Source organism: Pedobacter nototheniae, assembly GCF_032678625.1.
In the GTDB taxonomy this organism is placed as follows: domain Bacteria; phylum Bacteroidota; class Bacteroidia; order Sphingobacteriales; family Sphingobacteriaceae; genus Pedobacter; species Pedobacter nototheniae_A.
On record NZ_JAVTSO010000004.1, the window covers coordinates 138164 to 159531 of the forward strand.

The 21368-nt window shown below is 43.4% G+C and carries 3 protein-coding genes; all 3 read right to left on the bottom strand.

The genetic code is table 11. The annotated features are described in order from the left end of the window. Complete coding sequence (locus tag R2Q77_RS13490) at nucleotides 1-18351, bottom strand: Ig-like domain-containing protein (RefSeq protein ID WP_316804251.1); 18351 nt, start codon at nucleotides 18349-18351, stop codon at nucleotides 1-3. Nucleotides 18352-19122: 771 nt separating this feature from the next. Beyond that, nucleotides 19123-20526 (bottom strand): alkaline phosphatase, encoded by a 1404-nt coding sequence (locus R2Q77_RS13495; RefSeq protein WP_316804252.1) that lies wholly within the window; start codon nucleotides 20524-20526, stop codon nucleotides 19123-19125. Nucleotide 20527: 1 nt separating this feature from the next. Continuing rightward, nucleotides 20528-21340, bottom strand: a complete 813-nt coding sequence (locus tag R2Q77_RS13500; RefSeq protein ID WP_316804253.1) for a tyrosine-protein phosphatase — start codon at nucleotides 21338-21340, stop codon at nucleotides 20528-20530. Nucleotides 21341-21368 lie beyond the last annotated feature (28 nt).

A 21368-nucleotide genomic window follows, 5' to 3' on the forward strand; every position in this document is an offset into this window, starting at 1 on the left:
CTATTTTTTAAATGCTCTTACTAACGTGATATAACCTTTAAACACTTGTGTATCTGTACTTCCTTTGCGGGTTACCTTTAACAGATAATAGTAAGTACCTTCATTTAAACCTTCGCCAGTCCAGGTATTTTGATAATTATTTTGCCTGAACACTTCGTTGCCCCAACGGTTTACAATTGTAAGTTCGTTTGCACCGTACTGATTTAAGCCACGGATTTCGAACGTATCATTAATACCATCGCCATTTGGTGTAAATAAATTCGGGATAGTAATATCAAAGAAATTAAGCCCTAAAGTTACTGTAGCCGTATTGGTTTGATAACCGTATAAGTCTTTCACATTGTAGGTAAAACTATCCGGCCCCGTATAACCAGGATCTGGTGTGTAGGTGATGCTGCCGTCGCTGTTTACGACTGCTTTTCCATGTTGCGGCTGGGTTATAATCTGTACAGTGAGGTTATCAAAGCTTGAAGATCCCGGATCATCATTTGCCAGCACCTTAATGATTACGGCTTGATTGGCTTTTGCTTCTGCTTTATCGTCAAAAGCTACCGGGGATTTCGGAACTGTAATTTCCGTTGGTGTATTGTTATTCTCGGCCGTTCCTGAAACATCGGTCACTACTTTTAGCCCTGGTGTTAGCGCATTTACGGTAGCGGTATTTGTTACCTTACCCGCATCTTTATCTTGCTGGGTAAGAGTGTACACTTGTGTTATACTTACAATAGCATTAGGAATTAATCCGCCAGGTACTGCTACAGGTAAATTAGAAAGGCCCAGTTTAGCATCCGATAGGGTAATAGTATTGAGGTTAACATTACCACCGTTTTTAATGGTGAAAGTATAAGTAACCTTATTGCCACTAAATGATGCGGTTTTGATCAGGCTAATTACCCCAATTTGTGGAACATCTGTAACGGTAGCATTATCATTTGTGGCATCAGTTCCTGAAATATCTGTTGCATTATCACCTTTCACCGTAGTTACTGCAACATTTGCAGTATTGGTTACATTGCCCGTATTCCTGTCTGCAGTTGTTAAAGTATATACTTCAGTAGTGGATACCGATGCGCCCGGAGCCAATCCGCCAGGTAAGGCAACCAACCTGCTTATGCCCAACTTAGCATCATTTAAAGTAGCTGTATTTAAAGTTACATTACCCGTATTGATGATGCGGAAAGTATAGGTGATGGTATTTCCATCTGCAGCCAATGCGGCCGTTTTAACAAGGGCAACTCCAGCATTAGAGGCAACTGTAATTACTGTTGCGTCATCAGGCGTTGGCGTATTAGGGTCATCTGATTTTGGTTTTACCACCGGATTTCCACCTGGTGTTGTTCCGGTAGCACTGGCCTGGTTGCTATAACTTCCATTATCTACCTCAGTCTGCGTTAATGTATGCTTAGCAATTACTGTAGCACTTGCGCCAACAGCCAAACTGGCAACATTAGCAGGCGTAATACTTCCGGCATCCGCTCCGGCATCAGCCACAACCACATTCGATAACGTTACGTTACCAGTGTTTGTTAATACCAGCGTGTAACTGATTACATCTCCGGCTTTAGCTCCGGTGTTGCCGGCAACTTTGGTTAATGTCAAACTACCTGCGGGCACAATTGCAACAACAGTAGGGTCATCAGCAACTGGTGTCGACGGATCATCAGATTTTGGATTTTTAGCCGGTATACCTCCAGGCGTAACCCCCGCTACACTGGCCTGATTGCTATAATTACCGTTGTCAACTTCAGCTTGGGTTAAGGTGTGTTTAGCGCTAACTGCAGCCGATGCTCCTGGTGCAAGGTTTGCAATGCTTGCGGGCATAATACTACCAGCATCTGCACCAGCATCTGTTACGGCTACATTAGACAGGGTTACGTTCCCAGTATTGGTAACCACAAGATTATAAGAAATAACATCGCCAGCCTTGTTTACGACCGTGCCTGCAACAGCAGCTTTTGTGAGCCCTAATGTGGCAGCAGGTGTAATGGTTATAATGGTTGGATCATCAACCGCCGGCGTTGAAGGATCATCAGATTTAGGGTTGGTAACCACTGTACCATCCGGTGATGTGCCCTCTACACTGGCCTGATTACTGAATAAGCCTGCATCTACTTCTGTTTGCGTCAGGCTATGGTTGGCCATAACTGTTGCTGAAGCATTTGGGGCAAGTGCTGTAATCGTTGCCGGGGTAATGCTTCCGGCATCTGCACCAGCATCTGTTACTTTAATGGTGTTTAAAGTTACATTTCCGGTATTGGTAACGATTATACTATAACTAATTACGTCACCTGCCTTTGCACCCGTATTATTTGCCTGTTTGGTTAATTTCATAGAAGTAACCGGTGGTATCGTTATAATGGTTGCGTCATCAGGCGACGGGGTATTCGGATCATCTGATTTTGGATTGATTACAGGGGTACCTCCAGGTGTATTGCCTTCAACACCTGCCTGGTTACTGTACATGCCGGCATCAATGTCAGCCTGTGTAAGTATGTGGCTTGCCGTTACGGTTGCACTTGCCCCAACCGCCAGATTTGCGAGGGTTGATGGCGTAATGCTTCCGGCATCTGCACCGGCATCTGTTACTTTAATGGTGTTTAAAGTCACATTTCCTGTATTGGTAACCATCAGCGTATAATTAATAACATCGCCGGCTTTAGTACCTGTATTATTGGCAACCTTGGTTAAGCTCATGGCACCTGCAGGTGATATGGTTGTTACCGTAGGGTCATCCACTGCCGGTGTAGTCGGATCATCAGATTTTGGATTTGTGGCCACTCCGCCATTTGGTGTTGCGCCTGTAATACTTGCCTGATTACTGTACTGCCCAGCATCAACCTCTGCCTGTGTTACGGTATGCCTTGCGGTAGCCGTAGCATTTGCTCCAGGAGCAAGGTTTGCAATACTTGCAGGTGTAATACTTCCGGCACCGGCATCTGTTAGCACAAGATTGGTGAGGTTTACATTCCCTGTGTTTTTAACTTCAAGGTTATAGGTAATTACATCGCCTGCTTTAGTTACCACCGTACCTGGCTGTGCCACTTTTGTTAAAGCAATGGAACTTACCGGTGTAATGGTTACAACCGTTGGATCATCAACCGCTGGTGTTGAAGGGTCATCAGATTTAGGATTGGAAACAACCGCACCACCCGGTGCTGTACCGGTTACCGAAGCCTGGTTACTGTACTGCCCGGCATCCACATTGGCCTGGGTTAAAGTATGCTTAGCAGTCACTGTAGCACTTGCACCCGGAGCAAGGGTTGCAATACTTGCAGGCGTAATACTGCCTGTGTCTGCACCCGCATCTGCTACTGCAATTGCGCTCAAAGTTGTTCCGCCGGTATTGGTTACAACCAGTGTATAATTAATTACATCACCTGCATTAACCCCAGCATTATTAGCAAGTTTGGTTAAACTCATGGAGCTTACAGGCGTAATCGTTATCACTGTAGCATCATCAGGCGCAGGTGTATTTGGATCATCAGATTTTGGATTCATTACAGGAATACCTCCAGGTGTATTGCCCTCAACACTTGCCTGGTTGCTATAAGTACCTGCATCAACATCTGCCTGCGTAAGCGTGTGTACAGCGGTTACGGAAGCACTTGCACCAACTGCCAGGCTGGCAATTGTTGATGGGCTTATGCTTCCGGCATCCGCACCGGCGTCATTTATTGCAATGCCATTTAAGGTTACGTTTCCGGTATTCGTTACCACTAAAGTGTAATTAATTACATCTCCGGCTTTCGAACCTGAGTTGTTAGCTACTTTGGTCAGGCTCATTGAACCCGCAGGCGTAATTACAGAAACCGTTGGATCATTTAGCGCTGGTGTATTCGGATCATCAGATTTTGGATTTGTAACCACAGAGCCTCCCGGGCTTGTACCACTTACATTTGCCTGATTACTGTAAACGCCTGCATCTACCTCGGTTTGGGTTAATGTATGTTTAGCCGTAACCGTAGTGCTTGCTCCAACAGCAAGACTGGCAATAGTAGCAGGTGTTATGCTTCCGGCATCCGCACCCGGATCGGCTACTGTAATTGCGTTGAGTGTTACATTACCCGAATTGGTAACCACTAAATTATAATTGATTACATCGCCTGCTTTGGCACCTGTATTAACCGCTACTTTGGTTAAAGTTATGGTACCTGCCGGAGTTATGTTTACAACTGTTGGGTCTTCCGTTCCAGGTTTGGCAGGATCATCAGATTTAGGTATTAATACGGGTGTACCACCTGTTGTGGTTCCAGCTGCACCGGCCTGATTACTATAAATACCCGCATCAACATCGGCTTGGGTTAAGGTATGTTTAGCGGTAACCGTAGCTGAAGCATTTGGCACCAGGGTAGCAACCGTAGCTGGCGAGATACTTCCGACATCTGCACCCGGATCGGTTACTGCAATTGCATTCAGCGTTGAGTTACCTGTATTGGTTAATATCAAGGTATACTCAATTATGTCACCTGCTTTTGTCCCCGTATTATTTGCCACCTTGGTTAAGGTCATGGCGCTTAAAGGAACAATTGTAATCACTGTAGCATCGTCTGGTGCTGGTGTATTCGGATCATCAGATTTTGGCGTAATAACTGGCGTTCCTCCAGGGGTTTTGCTGCTTACACTGGCCTGGTTACTAAATGTTCCGGCATCCACATCGGCCTGGGTTAAGGTATGTTTAGCGGTAACCGTAGCGGAAGCACCAGGTGCCAAACTTGCAATGCTTGCTGGATTAATGCTGCCCGCATCTGTACCCATATCCCAAACTTCCACCGTATTTAAGGTTACATTTCCGGTATTGGTTACCACCAAAGTATAGTTAATAACATCACCCGCTTTCGAACCTGTATTGCCTGCGGTTTTGGTCAGACTCATTGAACCTGCCGGTGTAATTACAACTACTGTAGGGTCATTTGGTGCGGCTGTAGATGGATCATCCGAAGTAGGATTACTCACAGCTGCGCCTCCCGGTGTTGTACCGGAAATACCTGCCTGATTACTGAACGAACCTGCATCAACTTCTGATTGGATTAAAGTATGTTTAAGTGTTACCGTTACCGATGCACCTGGCGCCAAAGTGGCCGGTACAGAACCAATGCTGCCGGCATCTGCCCCTGCATCGGTTAATACCAAATTACCAAGTGTTATATTTCCAGTATTCTTAATCAGGATATTATAGGTAATTACATCTCCTGCTTTCGAAACATTTGTTCCCGCAGCGGTTTCTTTAGTTAAACTAAATGCTCCTGAAGGTGCAATAGTTACGATTGTAGGATCATCAATTGCAGGCGTAGCCGGATCATCAGATTTCGGATTGAAAACTGCTGTTCCTGCAGGCGTTGTGCCTGCAACGGCTGCCTGGTTGCTAAATAGCCCGGCATCTACTTCTGCCTGTATAACGGTATGTTTAGCCGTTACGGTTACAGATGCACCTGGTGCCAAAGTACTTGGTACTGCACCTATACTTCCGGCATCAGCGCCTGGATCGGTTAATACCAGATTACTTATGGTTACCGTACCGGTATTGGTTATAACGATTGAGTAATTGATCACATCTCCCGCTTTACTTACCGTTGTACCCGCCGCTACCGCCTTGGTTAAAGTCATAGAACTTGCAGGTACGATGATTATAACAGTTGGATCATTAGGCGTAGCTGTAGCCGGATCATCAGATCCCGGAACAACAATCGATGTGCCGCCCGGCGTTAATCCGCCTGCACTTGCCTGGTTGGTGTAATTTCCGGCATCTATATCTGCCTGTGTCAATGTATATTTACCAGTTGAAGTTACCGAAGCATTTGGGGCTAAACTGGCAATACTTTGTGGCGTGAGTAATCCGCCATCAACGCCCGAATCGGTTAGATTAACATTGTTTAACGTTACATTTCCGGTGTTTTTAACAACCAAAGTATAGTTAATCACATCGCCTGCTTTAACACCTGTATTGTTCGCTGTTTTAGTCAGCGTCATTGCACCTAAAGGACTAATTACAAACACTGTTGGATCATCAACCGCTGGTGTGGAAGGATCATCAGATTTTGGATTGGAAACAACCGCTCCACCTGGTGCCGTACTGCTTACCGAAGCCTGATTGCTAAAAATACCTGCATCAACCTCTGTTTGCGTTAAAGTATGCTGAGCCGTTATAGTTGCCGATGCACCCGGTGTTAAAATTGAAGGTACTGTTCCGATACTTCCAGCATCGGCTCCGGCATCCGTTAACACCATATTATTTAATGTAATGTTACCGGTATTTTTAATCACCAGTGTATAATTAATTACATCGCCAACTTTGGTTGCCACAGTTCCCGGTACAACAACTTTTGTAAGGCTTAATGAACCTGATGGAGCAATAACCGCAACTGTCGGATCGTTAGCTGCAAGCGTATTCGGATCATCCGAAGCCGGATTAGTTACGTTTACACCAGCCGGTGTTATAGCCGTTACGGAAGCCTGGTTACTAAAGCTACCTGCATCTACCTCAGCCTGTGTTAAAGTATGCTGAGCGGTTAATGTTGCAGATGTACCCGGCGCCAAAACTGATGGAGCGGAACCTATACTTCCAGCATCGGCTCCGGCATCTGTAAGTACAAAATTATTTAAAGTAACATTACCGGTATTTGTAATGATGATGGTATAATTAATTACATCACCAGCCTTAGCTACTACAACACCGGCGTTTATTGCTTTAGTTAAACCTATAGACGGTGCAGGGTTAATGACCACTATTGTAGGATCATCCGGCGCAACTGTAGAAGGGTCATCTGATTTTGGACCAATTTCGTGTATTCCATTTGGCGAATTACTTTCTACCCTGGCCTGGTTACTGAATAAACCGAGATCAACTTCAGTTTGTGTAACCGTATGTTGGGCGGTTATAGTGGCTGATGCACCAGGCGCAATACTGGCTGGTAAAGCACTTAAGCTTCCAGGGTCAGCACCGGGGTCAGTAACAATAATCTGATTTATCGTTACATTACCGGTATTGGTAACCACCAAAGTATAATTAATCACATCGCCAGCTTTTGTAATTACCGTACCTGGAGCCACAACTTTAGTTAATGTTGTGCTATTTACCGGGGTAATGGTAACCACAGTTGGGTCATCAACAGCTGGTGTATTCGGATCATCAGATTTCAAATCAGTTACCGGGTTATTTCCTGGATCCTGGGCGGTAACATTAGCCTGATTGCTGTATAATCCTGCATCAACATCGGTTTGTGTGAGGGTATATTTAGCTGTAAATGTTGCACTTGCCCCAACAGCTAAACTGGCTACAGATGCCGGTGTTATACTTCCTGCATCAACTCCAGTATCGGATATAACAATGCCTGATAAGACTATATCCCCGGTATTTTTTGCGACTAAAGTGTAATTAATTACGTCACCAACTTTGGTTCCGCCGTTGTTGGCGGCTTTGGTTAAAGTAATGGCAGGGTTTGCCGGATTAATGGTAATGGTAAAAGTTTGTGCAGCAGCGGTATTTTGACCTCCATTTGCCGTTCCCCCATCGTCGCTTAACAACACCGTAACCGTAACCGTTCCGGTTTTTCCTGGTGCCGGGGTGTAGGTTAATGTTCCATCTGGCGCTATGGCTGGCTGAACAGTAAAGAAAGTATTATCCGAATTGGTCAGCGTGAAATTAACGGTTTGTGCACTTTCATTTGCCGGCCCCGCACTAATACCCGTTGCCCAGGCATTAACCACCTGTGCTCCTGCATATTGCTGCAAAACCTGATCAGGCCCTTTTGTAAATACCGGAGGATCATTAACTGGTGTAACATTTATAGTTAACGTACTGGTTGCAGTACCACCATTTCCATCAATTAACGTATAAGTAATAACCGGAACAACGCCTAACGGATCAGTATCATTATAATTGGGTGCCGGAATAAAGCTGTAACTGCCATCACTGTTTATGGTGATGGTGCCTTTGCCAGGAATTGGAACAGCTGTACCTACTGAAAAATCGCCGGTTATACCTGCAATATTGAATTTACTAATCTCCAGCGCATCTAAATCTACATCAGATGCATTTGCCAATAAACCATTCGCAGCATCAACCGTTAAGGTTGCATCTTCTAAGGTTGTTTTCGCATTTGGATTGGCTACAGGGTTTGAGTTTATAATGGTGATGCCTGCTGAAGCAGTATTATTGGTTGTAACCGGATCAGATTCTGTTGCGGAAACAACCGCAGTAGTTTGATGATTTGCATCGTGTTTTACCGTTGCTGTAAGGGTTAATGTAACCTGTGCACCATTGGCTAAATTACCTATTAACCAGGTGCCTGTTCCCGGATCATACCCACCCAGGCCAGGTACTGAACTTACCAAAGTAAAACCACCGGCTGGCAATAGGTCAGATACCTGTACGTTTGAAGCATTACTCGGTCCGTTGTTACGTACTGTTACGGTAAAAACAACCTGATCTCCAACTTTTGCTGAACCTGGTGATACCGTATTGGTTACACTTAAATCGGCTACCTTACTAATGGTTGTTGTAACCTGGTTGGACAATACATCCGGCGCACCGCCTATATTTGCAGTTGCAGTATTATTTATTGTGGCAACGCTAATCCCGGGATCAACTGTTGCCGTTACATTAATGGTAATAAAATTATTTGCGCCTGCCGGTATTCCACCATTTACGGCTATTGGAAGTGTGGTATAGGCTACGCCCGGGGTTAATGTGGTTAAACTTGCATTATTTGATACGGTTGGCACCCAGCTTACATTAATTAAGCCTGTAGGCAATACATCTGCTATCCTTACATCTGTGGCATCACTTGTACCATTATTACTCACTTTAATCTGGTAACTGATTTGCTCACCTGCGATTGCAGTTGACGGACCATTTTTCGAGACGGCAAGGGCCGCATTACTGATAATGTTTGTGCTGGCCGTTGAGCTGTTGTTAGCGGTATTGTAATCGGTTACCGGGAATGGGATTTCAACAGAAGCGGGTAAAATACTTACTGTTGCGGTATTTGATATAGATCCCGCAGACATGTTCGCCGGAATTAAACCATTAACCGTAACTAAAATATAATTATTTCCACCTGAGGCAACATCGCCGGTTACGGCAACATTTGGACCGGTACCGGTAGCACCTGTGGTTACAGTTGCCGAACCCGTAGCTACCGCTGTCCAGCTCACATTTGTAATACCTGCAGGAACTGCATCAGCAATATTTAAACCTTGCGCATCTACAGGACCATTGTTGAGAACTTTCAGGGTGTAGCTGATGTTTTCTCCCGCGGCCACTTGTGCAGGGGCTTGTTTAACAATGCTTAAATCGGTCGAATTATTTACAGAGGTTGTTACCGAACTTGTTTTTGTTCCGCCAGCCTCTGCCGTTACTGTATTTGTAAAAACAGTTAAATTAGTGGCCTTAACGGTTCCGTTTACGGTAATTTCAATGGTATTTCCGGCACCGGCAGGAATATCGCCAATGGTCGAAATCAAATTACCAATGCCTCCGTTTACAGTAGTTGTTGCGCCACCGCTGGTTGTAACCGTCCAGCTGGTTACATTTATCGGATCAAGCGGAACATTATCAGTAATCTTAGCTGCCGTAATGTTTCCCGGAGATAAATTACTGACTACAATTTTATAAACAATCGGATCGCCAATATTTACAGTAGCAGGTCCAGATTTAGAAACCAAAAATTCTGCAATATTACTCACTTTAGTGTTAAAAACTGAGGTATTATCAGCCGTTGACGGATCGGGCACAGAAGAATTTGCGGTAGCCGTATTGCTGATGATGGTTCCATCTGTAGTGACAGCATCTACGGTTGCATTAATGGTTACAATAACCATACTTCCCGTTGGAACATCAGCCGTTAAATTCACATTCCCTGTTCCAGTTCCCGGGGTTATTATTGTTGCCCCTCCACTTGGTAAAACGGTCCATGTTGCATTAATTATACCTGCAGGAAGCAAGTCTGTAATTACCGTATTAACGGCAGTACTTGGCCCTGCATTGGTTACCCTTAAAGTATACTGAATGGCTTGTCCTGCCCCAATATCGGCAGGTCCGGATTTTACAATTCTTACGTTGGCGGCAGTAGCGGTAGTGGTTGTAGCGGTACTACTTACCGGTGTACCTGAATTGGTATAACCCGCCGGCAGCGTTGCTGTTGCTGTATTTGACAGTGTAGTGCCGGTAAAAGCTGCATTCAGAATTCCAGTAACCGAAATGGTTAGTACATCTGCCCCATTCCCTTTTAAGGCCGCAATTATATTTATATCTCCTGTACCACTACCCACCGAACTTGTTGCTGATCCGGTACCGGTTACTGTCCACGACGGATTTAAGATGGCCACCGGAATAATGTCTGTTACATTAATTCCTGTTGCATCGCTTGGCCCGGTATTAAGTAATTTTATTGTGTAATTAATCGCCTGGCCTGCCACAATATTGTCGGGCCCGGTTTTGGTAATTTCAAGATTTGCCGTTTTGGTTATATTCGTTGTAATTGTATTTGAATTCACAGCAGGATTACCCGGTTCGGCCGGGGTTATTGTTGCGGTATTGCTGATAGAAGGACCTGTAAAAGCCGGATCAATTTGTCCGGTAATAACCACATCAATATGGTTATCCATTCCAGCTGGAATATTCCCTGTAATACTTACTGACGGACCTGTTCCGGTAGCACCGCTTACAATATTTGCATTTCCCTGTACAGTAGCCATCCAGCTAACATTGATTAATCCTGCTGGTATTGCATCCGTTATTACGGAATTGAGTGAATTACTTAAACCAGTGTTTGATACTTGCAAACTGTACACAACCTGTGCACCTGCATTTCCTGTTGATGGTCCGGATTTGGTTATGGTAAGTACCGGTGTTTGCTTCACAGTTGTTGTAGCGGTGGAAGTTCCACCTGTTCCCAAGGGCTCTGCAGGACTTACAGTTGCCGTATTGCTAATGGTTCCAATTGGTGTAGCAGGATTTACAGTTCCGGTTATGGTGACCACAATTGTATTTCCGGCACCTGGAGGTACATACGCATTAAGGTTAACATTATTACCGGTTCCTGAAGGATTGGAAGTCACAGAAGCGGTTCCTGAAACCGAACTGGTCCAGCTAACATTTGTTAAAGCCACAGGTACAGCATCTGTGATATCGGCATTAATTGCAGTACTGCTTCCTGTATTGGTTACGGTAAGCGTATAAGTTAAAACAGCACCAGCAACAACATCCACAGGTGCTGTTTTTGTAATATTTAAAACCGGTTTATTTTGAACCACCGTATTATCTGTTGCCGTATTATTAGTGGTCTGAGGATCATTTACACCTGCCGGAACAGTAACTGTAGCCATATTGGTTAATGAACCTGTAAGCGTTGGGTCTGTTTGTCCCGAAATAGTAAGCGTTGTACTTTGTCCGGAAGCCAATGTTAAACCTGTCCAATTGCCATTATTGCTGGTGTAGGTTCCACTGGCAGCAGTATAAACAGGGTTTATAAATCCCAACGGCAAGTTATCCGAAACATTCAGAACATCTGTACTAAGTAATTGAGATGGCCCTGCATTTGTGATTGTTAAGGTGTAAGTTAAACTTTCTCCTGCTACCACGGGTTTTGGCGTTGCAGTTTTTGTAATGCCGAAATCCATAATCCGGTTTAAGGTTGTTACATCTGTTGCCGTATTATTTCCGGTTACGTTATCGGTTGTGCCTGCTGGTGGCGTTAAAGTAACAGTATTGCTTAATGAACCCGTAGCTGTTGTGGATATGGTTCCATCAATTTTTAAAGTTACATTTTGCCCCGAAGCTAAGGTTAAACCAGTCCAGTTGCCTGTTGCACTATCATAACTACCTGCTGAAGCTGTATATAAATTAGCGGTAAATCCTGCAGGCAGATTATCTGAAACATTCACCACATCTGAAGTCAGTAATGCACCCGGCCCATTATTACTCAGTGTTATGGTATAACTTAAAGCCTGTCCTGCTACAGCTGGTTTCGGCGTTGCGGTTTTACTCAAACCAAGGTCTATAACCCTATTTACCACTGTGGCATCTGTTGCCGTATTATTTGTCAAATCAGGATCAGTTGTTCCTGTTGGCGGGGTAAGCGTAGCGGTATTATTTAATGTTCCACTTGCAGTTGAAGCTACATTACCCGTTATTGTTAGCGTGGTTGTTTGTCCGTTGGTTAAGTTTAATCCTGTCCACTCTCCGGTACCAGCATTATAGGTACCTGTAGCAGCGGTGTAAGTAGAAGCGGTAAAACCGGCAGGCAAATTATCCACCACTTTAACTACATCTGAGGTTAATAAGGATCCTGTTCCATTATTTTTTAACGTAATTACATAACTGAGTGCCTGCCCCGCAACCGCAGGTTTTGGTGTAGCCGTTTTGCTTAAGCTTAAATCTATAGATCTTGTAATGGCGGTTAAATCAGTTGAATTATTATTGCCGCTTACCGGATCAGTAATTCCTGCGGGCGCAGTTACGGTAGCCGTGTTACTCAAGCTTCCGCTTGCCGCGGCATCAACAATCCCCGTAATGGTTAATACCGCGCTTTGACCATTAGCCAATGTTAAACCAGACCAGCTATCAGTAGGCTGATCGTATGTGCCTACAGAAGGGCTAAATGTTGCAGCCGTAAATCCCGTAGGTACATTATCGACCACTTTAACAACATCCGCAGCAACTAAAGCACTCGGACCATTATTGGTTAATGTTATGGTATAGGTTAATGCCTGCCCGGTAATTCCTGGTTTTGGCGCGGCTGTTTTAACAATACTGAAATCGATTACCCGGCTAATAACAGTCTGGTCGGTTGCCGTGTTATTCGTACTTACGGGATCTGTTGTTCCGGTTGGAGGCGTTAAGGTAACCGAATTACTCAATGTACCCGAAATCGTTGCAGATAATGTACCTGCAATAACCAAAGTTGTGCTCTGTCCATTGGCCAGGCTAAGCCCTGTCCAGTTGCCATTTGCACTGGTGTAAGTTCCGCTTGCAACGGTATAAGTTGTTGGTGTAAATCCTGCCGGCAAATTATCAACCACGGTAACAACATCAGCAGGCAATAAAGAGCCCGGGCCACTATTGCTTAAAGTAATGGTATACGTTAAAGGCTGCCCGGCAACGCCTGGTTTTGGTGATGCTGTTTTACTTACCCCGAGGTCAATTATCCGGCTAATGGTGGTTACATCTGTAGCCGTATTGTTTCCTGTCACCGGATCTGTAATCCCCGCAGGCGGCGTAACTACAGCCGTATTGCTCAAACTGCCATTTGCGCCAGGTGCCACTGTACCTGCAATCGTTAATGTTGTACTTTGCCCGTTAATTAAGGTTAAACTGGTCCAGTTTCCGGTTGTATTATCGTACGTACCATTGAGTGGTGTGTAGGTTGCAGCGGTAAATCCTGCTGGCAAATTGTCAACCACCTTAACTACATCGCTACTGGTTAGTGTACTTGGCCCATTATTTTGCAATGTAATGATATAGCTTAAAGCCTGCCCCGCCACAGCCGGTTTTGGTGAAGCTGTTTTAGTGATGATAAAATCAATTACCCGGTTTACAGGTGTGGCTGTTGTAGCTGTATTATTGCCGATAACCGGATCTGTTGTTCCGGTTGGTGGCGTAAGCACCGCCTGGTTATTTAATGTACCCGAAGCCGTCGCCGATACGGTTCCTGCGATGGTTAATGTAGCACTTTGTCCCGACCCTAAACTCAAACCCGTCCAGTTCACGCCTGAATAAGTTCCTGTTGATGGGGTATAACTTGAAGCCGTAAAATCGGCCGGAAATGTTTCCGTAATTTTTACAACATCCGTACTTAATAAAGAGCTCACCCCGTTATTGGTTAACGTAATGGTATAGGTTAAAGGCTGACCGGCAACAGCGGTAGCTAAAGATGCTGTTTTAGTAATTCCCAGATCAATAACTCGCCCGATGTTGGTTACATCAGTTGCACTGTTATTTCCACTAACCGGATCGGTGGCACCCGTTGGTCCGGTTACTGAAGCGGTATTTGTCAGGGTACCATTGGATGTTGCACTTACTGCTCCAACGATGGTTAAAGTTGTAGTTTGTCCCGTTGTTAAACTCAATCCGGTCCAGTTTCCATTTGCCGAATTAAATGTTCCGGTACCTGCAGTATAAGTTGTAGCGGTAAATCCGGCTGGCAGGTTATCGGTCAGGTTAATTAAATCAGTCGTTAACAACGCACTTGGGCCCGAATTGCTTAGCGTAATGGTATAAGTTAAGGTCTGGCCGGCAACTACTGGTTTTGGCGAAGCTGTTTTAGTTAGTCCAAGATCTATAACTCGGTTTATAGCCGTAACATCCGTTGCCGAATTATTTCCTGTTGCCGGATCGGTAATCCCTGTGGGTGCTGTTATTGAAACTGTATTGCTTAAACTGCCGGTTGCAGTAGCAGAAACAGTGCCGGCAATGCTTAATGTTACACTTTGGCCGTTACTCAAGGTTAAGCCTGTCCAATTTCCTGTTGCAGCATCGTAGGTGCCCGATGAAGGCGTATATGTTGAGGCGCTGAATCCTGCAGGTAAATTATCTGTAATTTTCACAACATCAGCTGTTGTTAAGGCACTTGGCCCGTTATTGGTCAGGGTTATGGCATACGTTAAGGCCTGCCCTGCTATTGCCGGTTTTGGTGATGCCGTTTTACTGATGCTAAAATCAATTTGCCTGTTCACCACCGTTTGATCTGTTGCCGTATTATTCCCTGGTGCAGGGTCTGTTGTGCCTGCTGGCACAGTTACCGATACTGTATTATTTAAGGTACCACCGGCCGTTGCGGCCACATTACCCACAATGGTTAAAGTTGTACTTTGGCCATTTAAAAGCGTTAGGCCAGTCCAGTTTCCATTCGTTGAAGTGTAGGTACCGGCTGCTGCTGTATAACTTGTTGCAGTAAATCCCGCAGGTAAATTATCAACAACACTAATCACGTCACTTGCCAACAAGGTAGATGGGCCATTGTTTGTTAGGGTAATGGTATAAGTTAATGTTTGACCAGCAATTACCGGTTTGGGTGATGCTGTTTTAGTAAGTGCCAGATCTAACGATCGGTTAACATTGGTTACATCCGTAGCGATGTTATTTGCCGGTACAGGATCAATTGTTCCAAGCGGTACCGCTACAGAAACCGAATTGGTTAAACTACCCGTAACGCCGGCACCAACTGTACCTGCAATGGTTAAAGTAGTACTTTGCCCGTTGGCCAAGGTTAAACCGGTCCAGTTTCCGGTAACAAAATCATAGGTTCCATTAGCAACAGTGTAGGTATTTGCGGTGAATCCAACTGGCAAAACATCCGTTATTTTAACCACATCAGCAGCTAATAGCGAACTTGGACCCGAATTGTTTAACGTAATGGTATAGGTTAAAGCCTGGCCTGCAACTACTGGTTTTGGCGATCCCGTTTTAGAGATGCCCAAATCAACTACCCTGCTTACAGTTGTTAAATCTGTTGCTACATTATTTAAAAGATTATTATCTACGGTCCCCGTTGGAGGTGTCAAATTTGCAGTATTGGTTAGGGTTCCGGTTGCTGTGGCAGCTAAAGTACCTGCAATGGTTAAGGTTGTGTTTTGCCCGCTTGCCAAGGTCAGTCCAGTCCAGTTACCTGTTGCAGAAGTATAAGTTCCGTTTGCGGCGGTGTAACTTGTAGCTGTAAATCCAGCCGGTAAGGCATCCGTTACTTTAACAACATCCGCAGCTAATAAACTGCCTAAACCATTATTGGTTAAAGTAATTACATAAGATAATGCCTGGCCTGCTACAGCAGGTTTCGGAGTCGCTGTTTTACTAATCCCTAAATCTATTACCCTGCTTATGTTAGTTGCATCAGTTGCAGTGTTATTTCCTATTACCGGATCGGTTATACCTGTTGGTGCTGTAACTGTTGCTGTATTATTTAATGTGGTACTTGCCGAAGCCGAAACATTACCATTGATGGTTAAAATTACACTCTGTCCGTTTGACAAAGTTAGTCCTGTCCAGTTTCCGGTGGCCGAATCATAACTGCCGGCTGCCGGCACATAAGCGGTTGCTGTAAAACCAGCTGGCAATACATCTGTTACTTTAACAATATCCGTGGTTAATAAGCTTCCAGGGCCATTATTGGTTAACGTAATTGTATAAGCTAAACCCTGACCAGTTATGGCAGGCTTTGGCGTTGCTGTTTTAGTCAGACTAAAATCAATTATTCTATTAATAGTTGTATTATCTATAGCTACATTGTTGCCAGGTACCGGATCAGTAGTTCCTATTGGCGCCACTACAGTTGCGGTATTGGTTAGCGTGCCGGTTGCTGTTGGTAAAACACTGCCTGCAATGGTTAAAGTTGTACTTTGTCCGCTGGCAAGCGATAATCCTGTCCAGTTTGCAGTAGCACTAACATAAACACCTGCAGCCGGAGTAAAAGATGTTGCAGTAAAGCCAGCTGGCAAAACATCTACAACACTTACCACATCAGAGGCAACAATTGCACTTGGACCATTATTAACTAAGGTAATGGTGTAAGTTAAGGCCTGACCTGCAATTGCTGGTTTTGGCGACGCTGTTTTGGTAAGCCCAAGGTCTACCATCCGGCTAATGGGTGTAACAATTGTTGCCGAATTATTTTCTGTTACAGGATCAACTGATCCAACTGGAGGAGTAACCGTAACCGTATTACTTAAACTTGTAGCCGTTGTTGTTGCATTTACCGTACCCGCAATAACTAAAGTGGTGCTTTGTCCACTGGCCAAGGTCAAACCTGTCCAGTTGCCGCTTGCTGGTGTATAAGTTCCGTTAGCTGCCGTATAAGTTGTAGGTGTAAAATCTGCCGGAAGATTATCAACAACCTTAATCACATCTGTAGAAGCCGTTGTAGTTGGCCCATTATTGGTTAATTTAATGGTATAACTCAGCGGTGAACCCGCAACAGCAGGAGAAACGGAAGCCGTTTTTGTAACGGCCAAATCGTAGGCTGCCATTATCGGCAAAGTATAGTCTTCCACCTCACCATTACTTATCACTGTTGTAGGTGTACTGGTATCCAGCTGATTCGTAGATATCCTGAAACGGGCATAACTTTGTCCGGGTATTAAGCCCGTTAACCCTGTCCAGGTTAGCACCGCCGTTGTGGCACCCGGAGGTACAACCACCGCAACGCCCTCCGAAGCTTCGAAAGTCCCGTTTCGATTGAAATCTATCCAGCCAACAAGATTGGCATTTGTACCACTCGTATTGCCAACTGTTGCGGTTACAGAATAAGTAGTAGAAAGTACACTCAACTGTGGGAAGGTTGCAATTCCATCTTCATCATTTTCACCATTCAGGTTATCTGCATCCGCATTTGCACCTAAATTTGTAAAAGAAGCGGGATCAAAATCCCCCGAAATTGCACCTAATTTTGGAGTTGCCGGTTTAATTACAGTCCCTGCATTAATCTGAACTCCGCCTACTGGTGGGTTTGCAATATATACCGTGCTGGATGTTAGTGCCGTTGTAGGAACCGGGTTACTTCCTCCAACAAGTGTAGGGTTTAAAGTATGAGATGGCGTACCATAACTTGCAGGTGCATCCCCTTTTTCTGAATAGGCAATTACGCCTAAGGCCATGGCCGTAAGACCGCCAGATTGAATGGTGGCATTAATAGTTAACGGATTGGCTAAACTGGTCATTGTTTTTTGAGTGTATAGAAGTGCCGCATTCTGATTACACTGTAAACGAACCGTATTATCACTATTCGAAAATGTTATTCTTCTACCAAATCCAGCCCCACCCTGATCGGCCGAATTGCCCACATAACTCTCAAGAAGTTTCCATGCGTCGCCATTGGTTACACCCTGGGTGTATTCTGCTGGTGCATCAGATTCTGCATTACCAAAAACAAGACCAACATCAGCCGGCTGGCCGTTAATACTGGCGTAGGTACGAATTCTGAATACAGCATCCGCTCCGTCAATACTTGTTCTTATGGCATTAACCAATGTATTACTGGTTCCTGTACCACCAATATTATATAAAAAATTTAGCCTGTCTTCAAAATAAGTACCAGAAATATAAGGAATTAAGGTTGGTGTACCCGCCCCATTTGCTCCGGTAATCGATACCTGATCTATAATGGTGGTTATGGTAATTCCGTTCACTACGAAATTGAAAGTTTTGGTTCCCCCCGATGCCAGGTTTAACCCGGTGAAATTTAGCCAGTAGATATTGTTTTTATATAAACCACTGCCTCCGGTTGCCTGTACTTGAGCTTTACTATTAAATGCCAATAAAAGCAAGAACATCCCCAACAACGAAATTTTCAAAATTTTATTAAAAAAGGCATTGAAAAATTCACAGCGTACACTAAAAATCCGAGTAGATTTTTTTTTCATAGGGATGTAATTTAGATGATTAATTAAAACGGATTGATAAATTATCTATCCGGCAAAAACCACAAACCATATGTTGATGTGCACCTCTAAGAAAAAGCGGTATTTAGCTGATGGGAGAACTTGGACCAATGTTTATCTACTCTTAATGCAGCCTGCCCTTATTCCGGGCGATGAGCTGCGTAAGCCATCAACTTGTTAATTCATAAGGAAATGCTTCTATACAGCATCTTCCTTTTAAATAAAACAGATAAACTTATTTAAAAGAGATTAATTTCCAGTTTCAGCACAAATAAAGTCTTTGTTCTATCATAACATGTATTTATAGTAAATTTATACGTTTTGACTCACGTAAATTAAATTTTAATAACAAGGATAAAGCAGCCTACTGAATGCTTAAAAAGCACTACATGAAAGTAGATATTAAAAACTAACTTTAATATTAAAAGTTAAAATTCGAACAAAATGAACAAAAAACAGGGAATTAAAACGAACGGCAAATAAATTTACAAGGCGGGTAATATTAGGGCGTTATTACTATTTTAATGGGGTTTATTGACAAAATAACTTTGATACACTTCAATACAGATTAAAAATATTTTGACTTTAAAAAATTACAATAAAAAAAATTAATCATACAATATCGAAAGCAAAATCGTTAAATAAAAAGAGGATTTTACCTAAGCAACAAGAACTTAGATACAAATTCATGGAAGAATTTACACGTGTATACGTAAATTTAAAATAATAAAAAAGGAGCGCTAAGCTCCTCTTTTATATCTTTTTAATAAAATGTTCGGGCATGGCCGCGGCTTTGAGCATGAAATTATGCAATTCATAGTTTTTTACAAATGGTTTCAACTGTTCTGATCCCGGGCCAAACATTGTAAGCTCTACATAATCTCCGGTATGGTTCATTCCTGCCCATTGTACATCGGTATATTTACCCATTATCTTTCCATACTCGTAAAATGGAAGCAGCGATTCGTTATATAACTGGCCGGGGCTTACGTCTTTAAAATGAACCAGCAAGGATTTTACATCTTCCCGTTTCATTTCTATACCTTGGTTTTCCAAAATAATATCGGCAACTTTCTGCTCGCTAAAAGATTGATTTAACTGAGCGAGTAACCAGGTATTGCTGCATTTAAATTTTTGCAGGCTATCAAATTTTTTATTGGCTTCATCTGCATAAAAAAGGCCTGGATTAGAATTACCATGATCTGTAGTAATAATAACCAGGGTTTCTCCATCCTTTTCTGCAAATTCAATTACTTTCCCCACCGCTTCATCAAAAGCCAGCTGATCGAACAATAAACCTCCAATATCATTTGAGTGTGCAGCCCAGTCTACCTTCCCACCTTCAACCTGTAAAACAAAACCATCTTTATGATCTTTCATCAATTCTATTGCCTTTAAAGTCATTTCGGCGATAGAAGGTACTGTTTTCATTAATTCCGGATCATTTCTGCGATCCACCTCATAAGGTAAACCATCTTCTGCAAAGAGACCTAAAACAGGCTTTTGATTATTCAGCGCAAGCATTTCATTTCTATTCTCAGCAACTTTAAATCCTTGTGTTAAATATTTGGGAATAATACTTCCATCTTTTCGCTGTGCGCCGAAATATTTACTTCCACCGCCAAGCATTACATCAAATTTTAAATCAAGATACATTTCAGCTATAATCGATTGCCCGTCGCGGTTATCTATATTTACGCAGAAACCGGCCGGCGTGGCATGCGTAATTGGAACGGTGGTAACACAACCTACTTTTTTACCCTGTTCTTTAAATTTTTGGAGAATTGGCTGAGGTTTTTCACCATTCATGCCCACGTTTAAAGCACCATTTCTAACCCGTAAGCCACCACCCCATGATGAGCTGGCCGCAGCCGAATCGGTAACCATCGAACTTGCAGAAGCGGTATCCATTAATGCCCTTACCGCTTTATTATCTCTGTATAAACCAATCCACTTACTACTTTGTCCAAAAGTACGGTTTGCGTATAAATCAGCAATATTTAAAGTACCTGTACTCATGCCATCGCTCACCATCATAATGATATTTTTAGCTTTTTTGCCACTGGTTACCGGCTTTGCAATAACATCATTTAAACCCACAAAGGGTAAACCAATTCCGGCAAGTATGCCGCCTTTTAATAACGATCTTCTGTTCATATTACTTTGTGTATTTGTTGCGCAATTGCTGTATATCGGCATCACTTAAATCCATTTCTGTATTTAAGAAAGCATCGAGGCTACCATATTTAGATAGAATCGCGTTGTAAGTTGCCATCAGATACTCTTGTTTAACACCAGCTAAATCTTTTGCAACTTGTTCTTTTATACCCATTTTAACCATTCCCTGTACCATTTGCTCATTTTCGGCTTTACGGTATTCGTTGCTGAGTAAATAATCTTCTAAAATGGTCTCCTCAGGCACACCCAAAGCATACAGTAGTAAAGCTGCACCAATTCCTGTTCTGTCTTTTCCGGCTGTACAGTGAAAAAGTAAGGCAGATGAATCAGGTTGTTTTAGCAGCGACTGAAAAAAGGGCTTGTACTTTGCTTTTAAATGTGATGTTTGGCTGTAAAAAGATTCCATTAATGAATCGGCAGAATTTAACTTGGGTAACTGCGTCATCCAGTTGCCCAGATTTTCGCTTCCGGCAGGTAACTGAAGGTATCCGGCACCATCTGGCAAACGATCCTTAGCTTTTGATACTTCATCGTTTCCGCGAAAATCGACCACAAAGCCAATGTGTTTCCGGCTAAGCAAAAGCATATCTGCATCGGTTAGTTTGCTAATCTCGCCCGAACGATAAATTTTACCCCATTTTACATGAGTGCCCTGCCTGGTTGCATAACCACCAAGATCTCTGAAATTTGTAGCACCTTTTACAGCAACAACTCTGCTGCTATCGGTAAGGGCTGCATAAACCGTGTGAAGACTGAAAAGCAGGCTTAAAAATAAAATGATATGTTTTTTCATAAATATTAATTATAACCTATAAAAGCTA